Origin of the sequence: Paraburkholderia sediminicola (genome assembly GCF_046026895.1) — a bacterium.
Taxonomy (GTDB): Bacteria; Pseudomonadota; Gammaproteobacteria; order Burkholderiales; family Burkholderiaceae; genus Paraburkholderia; species Paraburkholderia sediminicola_C.
The window spans coordinates 1-15,743 of sequence record NZ_JAQQEU010000116.1; the positions used below are offsets into that span (position 1 = coordinate 1).

At 61.7% G+C, this 15,743-nt stretch carries 10 protein-coding genes and 5 pseudogenes; 12 read left to right on the plus strand and 3 right to left on the minus strand.

What is annotated here, in order from left to right; translation table 11 throughout:
* Positions 1-100 (plus strand): annotated as a pseudogene (locus tag PQR02_RS37370) (ferredoxin); the annotation flags it as partial.
* 361 nt (positions 101-461) lie between these two features.
* On the opposite strand, the pseudogene PQR02_RS37375 reads toward PQR02_RS37370, so the two are convergent.
* Positions 462-825: pseudogene (locus tag PQR02_RS37375) on the minus strand (DDE-type integrase/transposase/recombinase); the annotation flags it as partial.
* A 298-nt stretch (positions 826-1,123) separates the two neighbouring features.
* Here PQR02_RS37375 and otsA point away from each other — a divergent pair.
* Together otsA and PQR02_RS37385 are read left to right on the plus strand one after the other, a co-directional pair.
* Positions 1,124-2,524, plus strand: coding sequence for an alpha,alpha-trehalose-phosphate synthase (UDP-forming) (gene otsA, locus PQR02_RS37380; protein WP_408242875.1), 1,401 nt, complete (start codon positions 1,124-1,126; stop codon positions 2,522-2,524).
* Positions 2,525-2,818: 294 nt separating this feature from the next.
* Positions 2,819-3,783: pseudogene (locus PQR02_RS37385) on the plus strand (IS110 family RNA-guided transposase).
* Positions 3,784-3,806: 23 nt separating this feature from the next.
* On the opposite strand, the pseudogene PQR02_RS37390 reads toward PQR02_RS37385, so the two are convergent.
* Positions 3,807-4,082 (minus strand): annotated as a pseudogene (locus PQR02_RS37390) (IS6 family transposase); the annotation flags it as partial.
* Positions 4,083-4,404: 322 nt separating this feature from the next.
* Here PQR02_RS37390 and deoC point away from each other — a divergent pair.
* From deoC to PQR02_RS37430, 8 genes are all read left to right on the plus strand, one after another.
* Positions 4,405-5,415, plus strand: coding sequence for a deoxyribose-phosphate aldolase (gene deoC / locus PQR02_RS37395; RefSeq protein WP_408242876.1), 1,011 nt, complete (start codon positions 4,405-4,407; stop codon positions 5,413-5,415).
* Between the two features lie 22 nt (positions 5,416-5,437).
* On the plus strand, positions 5,438-7,831 hold the full coding sequence (locus PQR02_RS37400) for an aldehyde dehydrogenase family protein (protein ID WP_408242877.1): 2,394 nt from the start codon (positions 5,438-5,440) through the stop codon (positions 7,829-7,831).
* A 63-nt stretch (positions 7,832-7,894) separates the two neighbouring features.
* On the plus strand, positions 7,895-8,374 hold the full coding sequence (locus PQR02_RS37405; RefSeq protein WP_408242878.1) for an RbsD/FucU family protein: 480 nt from the start codon (positions 7,895-7,897) through the stop codon (positions 8,372-8,374).
* Positions 8,371-9,309 (plus strand): ribokinase, encoded by a 939-nt coding sequence (gene rbsK, locus PQR02_RS37410; protein ID WP_408242879.1) that lies wholly within the window; start codon positions 8,371-8,373, stop codon positions 9,307-9,309. The genes PQR02_RS37405 and rbsK overlap by 4 nt, the downstream gene beginning before the upstream one ends.
* Positions 9,306-10,358, plus strand: coding sequence for an ABC transporter permease (locus PQR02_RS37415; protein WP_408242880.1), 1,053 nt, complete (start codon positions 9,306-9,308; stop codon positions 10,356-10,358). The genes rbsK and PQR02_RS37415 overlap by 4 nt, the downstream gene beginning before the upstream one ends.
* Before the next feature lie 52 nt (positions 10,359-10,410).
* Complete coding sequence (locus tag PQR02_RS37420) at positions 10,411-11,415, plus strand: substrate-binding domain-containing protein (RefSeq protein ID WP_408242881.1); 1,005 nt, start codon at positions 10,411-10,413, stop codon at positions 11,413-11,415.
* A gap of 55 nt (positions 11,416-11,470) precedes the next feature.
* On the plus strand, positions 11,471-12,997 hold the full coding sequence (locus tag PQR02_RS37425) for a sugar ABC transporter ATP-binding protein (protein WP_408242882.1): 1,527 nt from the start codon (positions 11,471-11,473) through the stop codon (positions 12,995-12,997).
* Between the two features lie 20 nt (positions 12,998-13,017).
* On the plus strand, positions 13,018-14,073 hold the full coding sequence (locus PQR02_RS37430) for an ABC transporter permease (RefSeq protein WP_408242883.1): 1,056 nt from the start codon (positions 13,018-13,020) through the stop codon (positions 14,071-14,073).
* A gap of 54 nt (positions 14,074-14,127) precedes the next feature.
* Here PQR02_RS37430 and PQR02_RS37435 read toward each other — a convergent pair whose 3' ends face one another.
* On the minus strand, positions 14,128-14,859 hold the full coding sequence (locus PQR02_RS37435) for a DeoR family transcriptional regulator (RefSeq protein WP_408242884.1): 732 nt from the start codon (positions 14,857-14,859) through the stop codon (positions 14,128-14,130).
* A gap of 341 nt (positions 14,860-15,200) precedes the next feature.
* On the opposite strand from PQR02_RS37435, the pseudogene PQR02_RS37440 reads away from it, so the two are divergent.
* Positions 15,201-15,605: pseudogene (locus tag PQR02_RS37440) on the plus strand (IS6 family transposase); the annotation flags it as partial.
* Positions 15,606-15,743: the final 138 nt, after the last annotated feature.

Here is a 15,743-nt window from a genome sequence, read left to right on the forward strand (position 1 = left end):
GGGGAAGGTGTTGGCGCCGCCAGCTTATGAGGATGTGGTGGTGTTTCCGGTACGGATCGAGGCGGGTATCGTTCAGGTGCGTGATGAGCGGTGGGATTGAAGTGAGGTCAAAAGGAGGGGCTTGTCGTTTTGCTGGGCGAACACTTGAGGCGGGTTCAGGCAGCACACTCGTGCTGAGTTGCATCAGACGGACCGGCGCGGGTAGATAGACGACCCGCGCGCCCCGCGACCCCTCGTTGCCGGACTGGCAGAAAGACTTCGCTCCAAGCGATTCTCGGTGGAGAATCCAGTACCTACAGCACCGCAGCTTGTTCAGCGTCGAATGCAGCGAACACCGTTGGCGCCATCGCTGTCACACCGATGTACCCTTGCCGACGCACGGACAACAGCACAGTCGATCTTCGGACGCTGTTGAAATTCGATACGCGCCTGCGGCACTCGTTATCATATAGCCGGCCAAGCTTCGCGGTGAGCTGCTTGCGGTAGAGCGACGTTCGTGGCAGATGTCGCTTGATGGCGAAATGCTGCCGGTTCACGCCGAAGCCCGGCAGGAATGCGTGGTGGGCACGGGCAGGCGGAAGCTCCGCGTGCGGCGTTCGCGCGAGGGCTGAGGACTATTTTCGGCGCAGTTATTGACGCGAGCGCAGGCCCTGACGAACACGTGCCCGACGGGCGCGAACTCGGGAATCCCAGCTTCGCTGCTGGGTAGCCGCGCAGCCGGTCGGTGACGATCTTGCCCGGTACCTCTGAACAAGCCTCCAGTACGCGTTTCAAGAACCGTTTCGCCGCGGCCCGATCACGGCGTTTCTGAAGCAAAACTTCAAGTCCTGGTCATTTTTCGCCATGGCGACGCCGTATTTGAGCGGGCAACGTATGCAGGTGAAGCGCGGGCGCGAGCGTGCGTTAGCGACGTAGTAAACTGGTTCGATCAGAATGTGATCCTTACCCGGCATGGCTGGTCGCACCCGAGCTTGAGGTTTCAGAGAGGAACGAGTGTGGTTCGGCCGTTACGGCGCTTACCCCGGCAAACGCGGATCACGTTCGTCGAGTGCCGGCTGAGGACGTGATTTCCCTATTTGGGGCGTTGGACACCGCCGCCTGAACGCAACAGCATAAGGCCTTCATGAGCCGTCTCGTCGTCGTTTCAAATCGCACTGCCGATCCTCGCAAGCCTGCTGCCGGTGGACTCGCCGTGGCGGTACGGGAGAGCCTGCAACAGACGGGCGGGCTCTGGTTTGGCTGGAGCGGCAAGATCCGGGAAGCAGGGGACAGCGCAAAAGCCGGCCAAGATGAAGTTCAGGTCCAAACGGCTGGGAACGTAACGCTTGCGACACTTGACCTGAGCCGGGAAGATCACGACACGTATTATCTGGGTTACGCGAACGGTGTCTTGTGGCCGGTGTTCCACTACCGGCTGGACCTTGCCAATTTCGACACGCGATTCGCAGCGGGTTACCGCCGGGTGAACCAGTTGTTCGCGCACAAGTTGCTGCCGCTGTTGAAGCCGGACGATCTCATCTGGGTTCACGACTACCATCTGATCCCGCTTGCGGCCGAGTTGCGCGCAATAGGGTGTACCAACCGCATCGGCTTCTTCCTGCATATTCCGATGCCGCCGCCGCTGATCATGGCAGCGATTCCGGAACACGAATGGCTGATGCGCTCGCTCTTTGCGTACGATCTGGTCGGCTTCCAGAGCGAAGCGGACTTGACGCACTTTTCTCACTACGTTGAATCCGAAGCGCAGGCGCAACGGTTGAGTCCGGACCGCCTTCGGGCGTTCAATCGCACGCTGCGGGTCGGCGCGTATCCCATCGGCATTGATGTCGGCGACTTCATTCGTCTTGCCGACTCGAAGGAGGGAAGCGACATGTTTGCCCGGATGCGCGACGAGTATTCCCGGCGGCGTTTGCTGTTGGGCGTCGACCGGCTCGACTACTCAAAGGGGCTGCCGCAACGCGTCCATGCTTTCCGTGAACTGCTGACGTACTACCCGGAAAATCGCAATAGCGCGACGCTGATCCAGATTGCTTCCCCGAGCCGCGAGGACGTTGGAGCCTACGATGATCTGCGACGTCAGATGGATAGCCTGTGTGGCGCAATCAATGGCGACTTCGGTGAACTGGACTGGATGCCGGTGCGCTACATTCATCGCAACGTGGCCCGCAAGCGTCTGCCGGGCCTCTATCGCGCGAGTCGCGTGGCGCTCGTTACACCATTGCGGGACGGCATGAACCTGGTTGCGAAGGAATTCGTCGCCGCGCAGGATCCTGCTGACCCCGGCGTGCTGGTGCTTTCGCGTTTTGCCGGCGCCGCGGAGCAATTGAAAGAAGCGCTGCTGGTCAATCCATACGATACGCAAGGCACCGCGCAGGCAATTCAGCGGGCTCTGACGATGTCGCTTGATGAGCGGATCAAGCGGCACGAATCACTTCTTGGACGGATCCGCAAGTTCGATGTGCGCTGGTGGAGTTCGACGTTTCTGCAAGTATTGGAAGACAGCGGGCAGGCTGCACCATCCTGAACGGGAAAACGCGAGGCTCTGCCTGCGGAAGGCACTGTCAGGTTGCTGGAGAGGCGACAACTTGTATGATTTCTTTGTGACGGATTCGATGATGTAAGAAGATCGGATTCGCTCAGCAATTCTTGGGGGGCACCCCAGGATCGAGCGGCTGGATGCCTGCGACAACGTTGGCCCTGAGCCAGCACAATAGATCTTTGCAGCAGCCGCTCACCCTCCGAAACAGATCGGACAGTATCTTTGGCCCGGCTTGGCCGGCAGCCTGCATTCACAAGGTAGATCATCAGAGGATGTTGCATGCAATCGTTTCATTGCGGAATTGACGTCGCCAAAGCCAAGCTCGATTGCGCACTGCGCTTGGTGAATGGAAAGTACAAAAACAAGGTATTCGAGAATAACCAGAAAGGCTTCAATGCATTAGTCGATTGGCTGGACAAGCATGGAGCCTCGGATGCACATATGTGCATGGAAGCCACTGGCGTTTATTGGGAAGCGGTTGCGGAGTATCTGACCGCCAAACACATGAGGGTGAGTGTGACCAATCCTGCGCAAATCAAGGCCTTCGGCGCCTCCCGCCTGGCGCGCAGTAAGACAGATCGCGGCGATGCCCAATTGATTGCAGAATTCTGCGTCGAACGCCGCCCAACAACATGGCAAGCTCCGTCACCTGCAGAACAGGCATTGCGGGCCTCGGTATTGCGCCTGGAGGCACTGCAAACAATGCGTACGCAAGAGAGCAACCGCCTTGAGGTGGCGCGCGACGTTGTTGCAGTAGACATTGTCGGCCATATTGAATGGCTCGATACCGAAATCAAGAAGTTGCTCAAAAAGATCCGTGACCAAATTGACGGCGACCCGGATATGAAGGGCAAGCAAATGCTGCTCGATAGCATTCCAGGCCTGGGCGAGCGCACTATCGCGGTGCTGCTGGCCTTTTGTATGCACCCCGGACGCTTTGCGAACGCCCGGCAGGCGGCGGCCTTCGCCGGTCTCGATCCGCGACAGCACGAATCCGGCAGCAGCGTCAAAGGCAGACCCCGGATGTCAAAAGTCGGTCACGCCTTTTGCGCAAAGCGCTTTATATGCCCGCCATGACAACGCTTTACAAAACTCACTGGGGAAAGCGCTTTCGCGACCGTCTGGCCGCTTCCGGTAAGCCTGCCAAACTCATCATCGGTGCGATGATGCGCAAGCTCGTTCACGTCGCTTTCGGTGTTATCAGGTCAGGCAAGTGCTTCGATCCCAAACTGCAAAATGCTTGACGGGATCACAGTATCTATTGTGACACCGGGGGGAGGTGCCACTTATCGCCTCGGGCCAGCGCAGTAGAGCGGATGCGCCAGGCGATACCCAGGCCGAACTTCGCCGACCAGCGCCGCACCGTTTCGTAGGTAAGGTCAATGCCGCGAGCTGCCAGCACCTCCTCAACCATACGCAGGCTCAACGGAAAACCGTAGTACAGCCACATCGCATAACTGATCACGTCGGGTGGGAATCGGTAGCCGCCATCGGAGATAGCGTCGTTGGCAGGTGCGCTGTGTTGGAGAGCAGTTCGTTTCATACCCACAATTGGCGCTGCATTCCCGGCAACATCCCAGCAACGTGTCAGTGCCGTGCCCGCTTAATTGCGGGGCGTGACGACCTTCATGACGAAACTGCGTCTCGTGCGTCGGCCAGAGGATTGGCCGACCCGCTGGCGTCACGCCCATTCCAATTTCACAATGTGAACATACTAACATCGAGGCGACCGGCTGCCACACCACCTGTGAGCCACATCAACGCGAAATGCAGGTTTTCCCTATGTCATGATTGTAACATTCGTGCTCTAATATGATATCAAGTTATCAATAAGTGTTGTGCAATGCACAACAGCGAGCCTACCTATGTTCGATGAAGCATCCAGTTCCGTGGTCACCTGGCCGGGGCGCGTGCACGCGTCGCACGCCCGTGGCCGCAATCCCGGTGTTCCGTTCGACCTGTCGTGGATCGATTCGCTGCGCGTGAACCGGTCGGCGCTCGAGCAGCGCGTGGCGACGCTCGGCACGCGCCGGTCGCTCAAAAAGGACGCGCAGGCCGCGTGGCTGCTCAAAGCCATCACGTGCATCGACCTGACCACGCTCGCTGGGGACGACACGGCTGGCCGCGTCGAGCGTCTGTGTGCAAAAGCCCGCCGCCCGGTGCGTGACGATCTGCTCGAAGCGCTTGGGATGCAGGCGCAGTCCATCACAACGGCGGCGGTCTGCGTGTATCACCGCTTCGTGAGCACGGCGGTCGCGGCGCTCGCGGGCAGCGGCATTCCGGTCGCGGCCGTGTCCACCGGTTTTCCTGCCGGGTTGATCCCCCATCCGCTGAAACTCAAAGAGATCGAAGCGTCGGTGGCCGATGGCGCCGTCGAGATCGATATCGTGGTGACCCGCGAGCACGTGCTGACCGGCAACTGGCAGGCGCTGTACGACGAGATGCGCGATTTCCGCGCCGCGTGTGGCGATGCCCACGTGAAGGCGATTCTTGCCACTGGCGACATCCGCACGCTGTCGAACGTCGCGAAGGCGTCGATGGTCTGCATGATGGCGGGGGCCGATTTCATCAAGACGTCCACCGGCAAGGAAGGCGTCAACGCAACGCTAGCCGCGTCGCTCGCAATGGTCCGGATGATCCGCGAGTACTTCGAGCGCACCGGCATCGAAATTGGCTTCAAACCGGCGGGCGGCGTGTCGACCGCGAAGTCGGTGCTCGAATACCAGATCCTGATGAAAGAAGAACTTGGACGGCAATGGCTCGAGCCGGATCTGTTCCGTATCGGCGCATCGAGCCTGCTGGCCGATATCGAGCGACAACTCGAGCATCACGTGAGCGGCCGCTATTCCGCATTCCATCGTCACCCGGTCGCGTGACCTCGCACAACGAAGACCCCACATGAGCGTAGCTGAATATTTTTCTTCGATGGAATACGGACCTGCCCCGGAAGACGACAAGGCCGCCCGCGCCTGGCTCGCTGAGCATGCGAACGGCTTCGGCCACTTTATCGATGGCGCTTTCCGTGTGCCAGCGTCCGGCGACGGTGCTGAAACATTCGAATCCCGCGAGCCTGCGACGGGCCGTGTGCTCGCAAACATCGCGCAAGGGGACGAGGCCGATGTGAACGCGGCGGTCGCGGCCGCTCACAAGGCGCTGCCCGCGTGGCAGGCATTGGGCGGCGCGGGCCGCGCGCGGCATCTCTATGCGCTCGCACGGACGGTGCAGCGGCATAGCCGGCTCTTCGCCGTGCTCGAATCGCTGGACAACGGCAAGCCGATCCGCGAGACGCGCGACATAGACATTCCCCTTGTCGCGCGACATTTCCTGCATCACGCCGGCTGGGCGCAGATTCAGGAAAGCGAGCTGTCGGGCTGGACACCGCTTGGTGTCATCGGGCAGATCGTGCCGTGGAATTTCCCGCTGCTGATGCTGGCATGGAAGATCGCGCCGGCACTGGCCACCGGCAATTGCGTGGTGTTGAAGCCCGCCGAATTTACGCCGCTGACGGCACTGCTGTTCGCGGAACTCGCGCATCGCGCGGGTCTGCCAGCGGGCGTGTTGAACGTCGTCACAGGAGACGGCCGCACCGGCGCAAAGCTGGTCGACCATCCTCAGGTCGCGAAGATCGCGTTCACCGGATCGACCAGTGTCGGCCGGCAGATCCGTGTCGCGACTGCGGGCTCAGGCAAGTCGCTCACGCTCGAACTCGGCGGCAAGTCGCCGTTCATCGTCTTGGACGATGCCGATCTGGATGGCGCGGTCGAAGGCGTGGTCGACGCGATCTGGTTCAACCAGGGGCAAGTCTGCTGCGCGGGTTCGCGTCTGCTGGTGCAGGAGGGTGTTGAAGCACGCTTCATCGAAAAGCTGAAGCGCCGGATGGAGACGCTGCGCGTCGGTCACTCGCTCGACAAGAGCGTCGACATGGGCGCGATTGTCGACGAGGTGCAACTGGAGCGCATCAAGTCACTTATCGCGCAAGGCGAGCGTGAAGGGTGCGACGTCTATCAGCCCGCGCACCTGCGGATGCCCGAGAACGGTGTGTTTTTCCCACCGACGCTGGTCACCCGTGTTGCGCCCGCCTCGACACTCGTGCAGGAGGAAATATTCGGACCTGTGCTGGTCGCGATGAGCTTTCGCACGCCCGACGAAGCGGTCGCGCTCGCGAACCATTCACGTTACGGACTGGCTGCGAGTGTGTGGAGCGAGACGATCGGCCGCGCGCTCGATATCGCTCCTCGTCTTGAATGCGGTGTCGTGTGGATCAACGCGACGAACCTGTTCGATGCGGGTGTCGGCTTCGGTGGCTATCGCGAGTCGGGCTTTGGACGGGAGGGCGGCCGTGAGGGGATCTACGAGTATCTAAAGCCGCAGGCGTGGACCAACCTGCCGCTGCGCGCGAACGAACGCGACGAGGTGAAACCCGTCGCGCAAGCCGATGTCTATCTCAGCAGGATGGATCGGACCACGAAGCTGTTCATCGGCGGCAAGCAGATGCGGCCGGACAACGGCAGCTCGCGCGTGGTGCGTGCGCCGTCTGGGGTTATCGTCGGCGAGGTGGCGGACGGTAACCGCAAGGACATTCGCAATGCGGTCGCAGCGGCGCGCAGTGCGGCGAAGTGGTCGCAGACCAGCACGCATAACCGCGCTCAGGTACTCTACTACCTCGCGGAAAACCTGTCGGCGCGCGCGGACGAATTCAGGCGGCAACTCGTGATTCGTGCAGGATCGAACGAGGCCGAAGCCGAGCGCGAAGTCGAGGCATCGATCACGCGGCTCTTCACGTATGCCGCGTGGGCCGACAAGTTCGACGGCGGAGTCCATTCGCCGCCATTGCGCGGCGTCGCACTCGCCATGAACGAGCCCCTCGGCGTGCTTGGCGTGATCAGCCCGGACGAAGCGCCGTTGCTGGGTTTCGTGTCGCTGATCGCACCGGCGCTTGCGATGGGCAATCGGGTAGTCGCCGTGCCGAGCGAACGCTGCCCGTTGATGGCGACGGATTTCTATCAGGTTGTCGAGACGTCAGATGTGCAGGCGGGTGCGTTGAACATCGTCACCGGCGAACACGCGACGCTTGCAAAGATACTTGCCCAGCACGATGACGTCGACGCGCTGTGGAGTTTCGGCGGCGCAGAACTCTCGACGCTTGTCGAGCGTGAATCGGTCGGCAATCTGAAGCGCACGTTCGTCGATCATGGGCGCGTATTCGACTGGCACGCTATGTCAGCAGAAGGTTTGCCGTTCCTGCGGCAGGCGGTGCAGGTCAAGAACATCTGGATTCCGTACGGCGACTGATCGCCGGCAATGACAGCCGTGGGCTCAGACCTGTAACAGGCGCTCGCAAGATGGAGGAGACACATGCTGAAGAATATCGATCCGTTGCTCAACCCCGACGTGCTGTATGCACTCTGCGCGATGGGCCACGGCGACGAAGTGGTCGTCTGCGACGCGAACTTCCCTGCGGATTCCGTCGCCCGGCAAACCGTGCTGGGCAAAGTGCTGCGGCTTGACGGCGCGAACGCGCCGCGCGCCATTCGCGCGGTGCTGTCGGTCCTGCCGCTCGACTCGTTCGTCGATCATCCGGCGCAACGCATGGAAGTGGTCGGCGATGCCGATGCCTTGCCTGCCGTGCAGCGTGAAGCGCAGCGCGAAGTCGATCATGCGGAAGGATGTTCGACACCGTTCGCGTCGATCGAGCGCTTCGCGTTCTACGAGCTGGCAAAAAAGGCGTACTGCGTGATTGCCACCGGCGAAGCGCGCGGCTATGGCTGCTTCATCTTCAAGAAGGGTGTCGACCTTGCGCCCGATGCGCCCAACGCCGCGGAGGGTTCGCAATGAGCGTCGTCATTCTGGGCATCTATGTGACCGATCTCAGCTTCCGTGCGAGCCGGATGCCGGCGCTTGGCGAAACGATTGCCGGCACCTCGTTCGCGATGGGCCCGGGCGGCAAGGGCTCGAACCAGGCAGTCGCTGCCGCGCGAGCCGGCGCGGACGTCGTGTTCTGCACGCGCATTGGAGGCGACGCATTCGGTGAGATCGCGCAATCGACGTGGGCCGCCGAAGGCATCACGTCGCGCGCGACGGTGGTCGACGACATGGCAACTGGCGCAGCCCATATCTACGTCGATGACGTCACAGGCGGCAACGCGATCATCGTCGCGGCCGGCGCCGCCGGCACGCTCGGCCCCGCCGACGTCGAGGCGATCGAGGCCGACATTGCAAAAGCGAAGGTGTTCGTCACGCAACTGGAGCAACCGGTCCCGGCGGCGAAGCGCGGTCTCGAACTCGCGCGCCGCCATGGCGTGACGACCGTGTTCAACCCCGCGCCGGCCGTGCCGTTCGATGACGACATGTTCCCGCTGTGCGACTACATCACGCCGAACGAAACCGAAGCGACGGCGCTCACGGGCGTGCCAATCGAAACGCTCGACGATGCCCGTCGTGCGGCGGATATCCTGCTGTCGAAGGGCGTGCGCGCGGTGATCGTGACGCTCGGCGAAGCGGGCGCGTTACTTCACACGCGCGAGCTTTCGGAGCACGTGCCAGCATTCGATTGCGGTCGTGTGGCGGAAACCGCCGGCGCAGGTGACGGCTTTGCTGGCGGGCTTGCCGCGGCACTGTCGCGCGGCGATTCTCCGCTCGACGCGGTGCGCTTCGGCTGCGCGCTGGCGAGCCTGTCGGTCACACGGGCGGGCACCGCGCCGTCGATGCCGACGCTCGACGAAATCAACGCGGTAATGGGCGCTCACGCTGCGCTCGCGGCTCAATCATGAGCGGCCTGGACATGACGTCCTGGTTCAGGGACAGGCAGCTGAACTTCCTGGTTGGCGTGAACCTGCTGATCGTGATCGTTGCGACGGTACTGTCGCACGGACAGTTCGTCGACGTCGACAACCTGCAGTCGATGGGCGGCCAGTTGCCGGAACTCGGGCTGCTTGCACTCGGCATCATGCTGTCGATGGTGTCGGGCAACGGCGGCATCGACCTGTCGGGCGTCGCGCTTGCGAATCTGTCCGGCATGGTCGCAGCAATGCTGTTGCCACATCTTGTCTCCGCCGACGATTCGCCTGCGCTCTACACGGCCGGGTTCACCGCGATCGTGCCGGCGATGGGTGTGCTCGGCGGCGTGCTGAACGGGATCGTGATCGCGCGCCTGCGTCTCACGCCGATCCTGTGCACGCTTGGCACGTCGCTATTGTTCACCGGTATCGCTGTCGTGCTGAGCAACGGCGCGTCGGTGCGGGTCGAATACGTCGATCCGTTGTCGGCGATCGGGAACGGCACGTGGTTGCAGATTCCGATCTCGTTCGCGATCTTCGTTGTGACGGTGCTCGTGCTCGGCTGGGTGTTGAGGCGCACGCCGTTCGGCCTGCGCCTCTTCCTGATGGGCACCAATCCCAAGGCGGCGTTCTACGCTGGCATTCCGCGCACGCGGATGCTGGTCATCACGTATGGCCTGTGCGGCGTGCTGGCGTCGCTCGCCGGTCTGATCAGCGCGACGCATACGTCGAGCGCAAAGTGGGACTACGGCAACTCGTATCTGCTGATCGCGATCCTCATCGCGGTCATGGGCGGCGTGAATCCGTCGGGCGGCTATGGACGCATTGTCTGCGTATTCCTCGCCGCGACGGCACTGCAATTCCTGTCGAGCCTGTTCAATCTGCTAGGCGTATCGCAGTTTTTCGGCGATTGCGCGTGGGGCTTCCTGTTGCTTGCGTCGCTGGCGTTTGCGGGCGGCGAACGGGTTCGCACGATCTTCGGCATTGGCGGCGCGCGAGCGGCGCCCAGCGTGCCGCGGCCGCCCGCGTCGACGGGACGTTAGATTCAACCCTTCCTTCATGTGCAACACATTCGAACCATACAGGAGACATCGCATGAAACTGAATCGACTTGCTATCGCTGTTGCAGGCGCCGCTCTCGCGGCGGGCGCGATCCTCACGGCGCAAGCCGCGACTGACGAGACGATCGTTACGGTCGTCAAGGTGACCGGCATCAACTGGTTCAACCGGATGGACGAAGGCGTCAAGGAGTTCGGCAAGGACAATCCGAACATTAACGTGTATCAGACAGGTCCCGGCCGCGCCGATGCCGCGCAGCAACTGAAGATCGTCGAGGACCTGATCGCGAAGAAGGTCACGGCGATCGCGGTCGTGCCGTTCGACCCGCCGACGCTGGAGCCAGCATTGAAGAAAGCGATGGATCGTGGCATCAAGGTCGTCACGCATGAAGCGGACAACGAGAAGAACACGATGGTCGACATCGAAGCGTTCGACAACACCGCATACGGCGCGGGTCTGAACGAACGTCTGGCGAAATGCATGGGGCAGCAGGGCAAGTGGGCGGTGCTGGTGGGCTCGCTCGGCAGCCGTTCGCAGGTGCAGTGGGCCGACGGCGGCATCGGCAATGCAAAGCAGAAGTACCCGAAGATGGACCTCGTCGAGCCGAAGCTCGAAACCAATAACGACGGCGAACAGGCGTACAAGGTCGCGAAGGAAGTTCTGCGCAAGCATCCGGACCTGAACGGCTTCCAGGGCTCGTCGTCGCTGGATGTGATCGGTATTGGCCGCGCGGTCGAAGAAGCGGGCAAGGTCGGCAAGATCTGCGTGTACGGCACGGGCCTGCCGACCGAGGCTGGCAAGTTCCTTGAAAGCGGTGCAGTCAACGGCATCGCGTTCTGGGATCCGAAGCTCGCCGGCATTGCGATGAACAAGGTCGCGCAGATGCTGGTCGCCGGCAAAACGGTGGAGAACGGCGCGGACCTCGGCATCGTCGGCTATAACAAGGTGACCGTCAGCAAGGGACCGGGCAAGGGCATCATCGTGCGCGGAGCGGGCTGGGTCGACGTCGACAAGACGAACTACAAGCAGTATCCGTTCTGATGTGCGGCGGCGTGCGCCGTACCGGCGCGCGCCGCCTTCAACGTTGCAGGTGAACATGAGTCAGGCACCGCTTCTCGAAGTCGTCGATATCCACAAGCACTTCACCGGCGTGTATGCGCTGCGTGGTGTGAGTCTGCAGTTCGAGCGCGGGCAGATCTACCATCTGCTCGGCGAGAACGGTTGCGGCAAGAGCACGCTGATCAAGATCATCTCGGGCGCGCAGCCGCCCGACCAGGGCGAACTGGTGATCGAAGGCAGGCGGCACGCGCGCCTGTCGCCTTTGGAGGCGCTGGCCGCGGGCGTCGAGACGGTCTATCAGGACCTGTCGCTGCTGCCCAACATGAGCGTAGCGGAGAACATCGGTTTGACGGTCGAACTTGCCGGGCATAACGGCCGGCTCACACGGACCTTCGATCGCAAGGCGCTCGCGAAGACCGCGGACCGCGCGCTCGAGGCCGTCGGTTTGTCCGGCGACGCCGAGTTTCAGCGCACATTGATCGAACAGTTGCCGCTCGCGACACGCCAGCTGGTCGCGATCGCGCGTGCGATCGCAAGCGAGGCGCGCTTCGTGATCATGGACGAGCCGACTACGTCGCTGACTCAAAAGGAAGTCGATAACCTGATCGCGGTGCTCGCGAAGCTGCGTGCGGAGGGTGTCGCCGTGCTGTTCGTGAGCCACAAGCTCGACGAGTGCTTTACGATCGGCGGCGAGGTCATCGTGCTGCGCGACGGCCAGAAGATGGCCCACGGTCCGATCGCCAACTTCACGAAAGCACAGATCAGCGAACTGATGACGGGCAAGCATCTGTCGACCGAGCGGTATCGCCAAGTCGCCGGGGCCGATGCGCATGACGTGATACTCGATGTCAAGGCGCTCAGCCACCGCAACCAGTTTGCCGATGTGTCGTTTTCGCTGTATCGCGGCGAGATTCTCGGCGTGACCGGCCTGCTCGATTCGGGCCGCAATGAACTGGCGCGCGCGCTGGCGGGCGTCAATCCCGCGGATGCCGGCACCGTGACGCTCGATGGCGACCTCGTGCGGTTGCGCACGCCGTCCGATGCGAAGGCGCAGCGGATCGGCTATGTACCCGAGGATCGCCTCAACGAAGGCCTGTTTCTCGACAAGCCGATCCGCGACAACGTCATTACCGCGATGATCTCAACATTGCGCGACCGCTTCGCGCAGATCGACCGGCGCCGCGCGCAGGAACTGGCTGAGCGCACGGTCAGGGATCTGCAGATCGCGACGCCCGACGTCGACAAGCCCGTTCAGTCGCTGTCCGGCGGCAACCAGCAGCGCGTGCTGATTGGCCGCTGGCTTGCAATCGATCCGCGCGTCCTGATTCTGCACGGGCCAACGGTAGGCGTTGACGTCGGGTCGAAGGACATCATTTACCGCATCATGCAGCGTTTGTCGGAGCAGGGTATCGGCATCATTCTGATCAGTGATGACCTGCCCGAACTGCTACAGAACTGCGACCGCATCCTGATGATGAAGAAAGGTCGCGTTGCCGCCGAATATCGCGCCGATGAACTCGACGAGGCCGGCCTGTATCACGCACTTCTTTCCGAAGCCGCCTGACCCACGTGAACAGCAATCTCATGAATGAATCCCTTCAATCCGCTCCGCATCCCGCGACGGCAGCCGCAGTGGAGGCCATCGCGCCGAGCGTGCGCAAGCTCGACATGCGCACGCGTCTGATGCGCAAGCCCGAATGGTTCACCGTCGCGCTGATCGTGCTGACGTGTCTGATTGTCGGGGCGATCAATCCGCGCTTCTTCCAGTACGCGACGCTGTTCGACCTGTTGCATTCGGCGACCACGATGTCGATCTTCGCGATGGGTACGCTCGTGGTGCTCGCGTCGGGCGGCATCGACGTGTCCTTCACAGCGATTGCCGCGTTGACGATGTATTCGCTGACGAAGGCCGTCTTCGCGTGGTGGCCCGATGCGCCGTTCGTGCTGATCCTGCTTGCCGGTGCAGTGGGCGGCACGGCGCTCGGCGTCGTGAACGGGATGCTGGTGCACCGCCTCAAGGCGCCTTCGCTGATCGTCACGATCGGCACCCAGTACCTGTTTCGCGGCGTATTGCTGACCTTCGTCGGCACGCAGTTCTTCATGAACATTCCGCATAGCATGGACCGGTTCGGCCAGTTGCCGTTGTTCTTCTACACGACTGCCGACGGGCTTCGCGCCGTGCTGCCGGTGTCGGTCATTGCATTGGTCGTGACCGCGCTGCTGACGTGGTGGCTACTCAACCGCACGATGATGGGCCGCGGCGTGTATGCGATCGGCGGCAGTTTGCCGATTGCGGAGCGGCTTGGCTACAACGCGCGCGCGATCCAGCTGTTCGTATTCGGCTATACCGGCATGCTCGCGGGCGTGGCCGGCATACTGCATGTATCGATGAACCGGCTCGCGAATCCCTTCGATCTGGTTGGCACCGAACTCGATGTGATTGCTGCCGTGATTCTAGGCGGCGCGCGCATTACCGGGGGCACGGGGACTGTGATGGGCACGTTGCTCGGCGTTGCGCTCGTGACGCTGATCAACAGTGTGCTGATCTTGATTGGCGTGCCGAGTACCTGGCAAAAGGCGATTATCGGCGCCTTCATTCTCATTGCCGGGACTTTGTTCGCGCTCGGGCGAAGGGGCTGACAGCAAGATACGAACCGCGTTGCTGCGGCTGGCGGCCGCAACGCGGTTAGAGGTTCAATCCGGCTGGCGTTTTCGCACCGTTTGCCCCAGTTCGGTCACGATCGAATCGAACTCATCAAGTCGCGAAAACCGCACCGCCTTGACCTTGCCGAGTTTGCTCTGATCGACCACCAGATGACGTTCGACGGCGCTTGCCATCGCCGCCTGTTTGATCGCCACTTCGTGAAAATTCCAGCAGGTCACGCCACGCGCCTCGTCGACGCCGCCGGCCGATAGAAAGGCCTTGTTGATTCCCATTCGCCGCAACGTCTGGACGCTGTCTTCGCTCGCAAAGGAATCCGACGACGGCATATATACCCCGCCCAGCAATATCATTCGCACGTTCGGTTTGCGCCGCAAAACTTCCGCGACGTTCAGCGAATAGCACACCACCGTCAGATGCATGTCGGCGGGGATCAGGCGTGCGAGCGTGACGAGCGTCGTCCCACAGTCGATGAAAATGGTCTCGTCGTTCGCGAGCAGACTCGACGCGATAGCGGACGCTTGCGCCTTTGCCTGCGCAAAGTGGTCTTTCTCGTGTTCGATGGTGTAGCCCGCGGCGTTGGGCACGTCGTTGGCGCTGACGATATAGCCGCCCAGATAGGTGAACTGACCCGGCGTCGCGGCAATGTCGCGACGCACCGTCATCTCGGAGACCTGGAGCAGGGTAGCGGCATCGCGCAGATGCAGGACACCTTGCGTTTTCAAGGTATCGGCAAGAAGGCGCAAGCGATCGATTTTGGCCATCTGGCGGGGGCGTACGGGGCGCGAAAGAAGGGGCGCCCGAACGTTAGAATAGAGTCATGAGATGAAAGAATTATAACAACGCGTATTGGTGACAAGCGTCCTGACGCTCAAATATTTTGGTGTTTTGCGAGGCGGCAGGCGGGTGCTGCGCTTCTGAGGGCAGAGGTTGATCGTTGCATGATTCATGGCTTCGTTGAACGCCCGGTTACTGAACCGAAAACCCGTCAGCGAACGTTTCGCGAAGATACGTGACGAACAGTGCTACCGCACGCGGCACGTGGGGTGTGTAGGGGCGAACGAGGCACTGTCACGTTGCAGAGATAGTCGAGTAAGAGCGGGTGATGAAGAACGCAAAATCGCCTTACCACGGCCATCGCTTTCCGGCGGCGGTCATCAGTTGCGCGGTACGCTGGTATTTCAGGTTTCAGCTCAGTCTGCGTGATATCGAAGAACTGCTGTTCGAGCGCGGGGTTATCGTCAGCTACGAAACGGTCCGACGCTGGTGCGATAAGTTCGGTGCTGGCTTCGCACACCGTGTGAAAGCGGCGCGTCGCAGGCCCGGCACCACGTGGCACCTTGACGAAGTATTTGTGACGTTGCGCGGCGAGCCTTATTTGTTGTGGCGCGCCGTCGATCAACATGGTGCCGAACTCGATATCCTGCTACAGAAGCGCCGCGACAAGGCTGCAGCGAAGCGGTTTTTCAAGCGCGTGCTTGCCTCGTGTGCTGAGGCACCGCGCAAGATCCAACTGGTTGCGGGTTTCACTCCAGCGCGAACTGGAGTCAGTGAAGCGATGTGGCGTGAGCGCGCAGGGGGGGTCGAGTTTTGAAAAAAGTCGATCTTTATGTTATTTTGAGTGCTAGTTTGTCAGGATTGCAGATGA

Coding starts and splice junctions, on each gene's coding strand:
- PQR02_RS37435 (WP_408242884.1), bottom strand. CDS start 14,859: ATGGCCAAAATCGATCGCTTGCGCCTTCTTGCCGATACCTTGAAAACG.
- PQR02_RS37400 (WP_408242877.1), top strand. CDS start 5,438: ATGAGCGTAGCTGAATATTTTTCTTCGATGGAATACGGACCTGCCCCG.
- otsA (WP_408242875.1), top strand. CDS start 1,124: ATGAGCCGTCTCGTCGTCGTTTCAAATCGCACTGCCGATCCTCGCAAG.
- PQR02_RS37420 (WP_408242881.1), top strand. CDS start 10,411: ATGAAACTGAATCGACTTGCTATCGCTGTTGCAGGCGCCGCTCTCGCG.
- deoC (WP_408242876.1), top strand. CDS start 4,405: ATGTTCGATGAAGCATCCAGTTCCGTGGTCACCTGGCCGGGGCGCGTG.
- PQR02_RS37430 (WP_408242883.1), top strand. CDS start 13,018: ATGAATGAATCCCTTCAATCCGCTCCGCATCCCGCGACGGCAGCCGCA.
- PQR02_RS37405 (WP_408242878.1), top strand. CDS start 7,895: ATGCTGAAGAATATCGATCCGTTGCTCAACCCCGACGTGCTGTATGCA.
- PQR02_RS37415 (WP_408242880.1), top strand. CDS start 9,306: ATGAGCGGCCTGGACATGACGTCCTGGTTCAGGGACAGGCAGCTGAAC.
- rbsK (WP_408242879.1), top strand. CDS start 8,371: ATGAGCGTCGTCATTCTGGGCATCTATGTGACCGATCTCAGCTTCCGT.
- PQR02_RS37425 (WP_408242882.1), top strand. CDS start 11,471: ATGAGTCAGGCACCGCTTCTCGAAGTCGTCGATATCCACAAGCACTTC.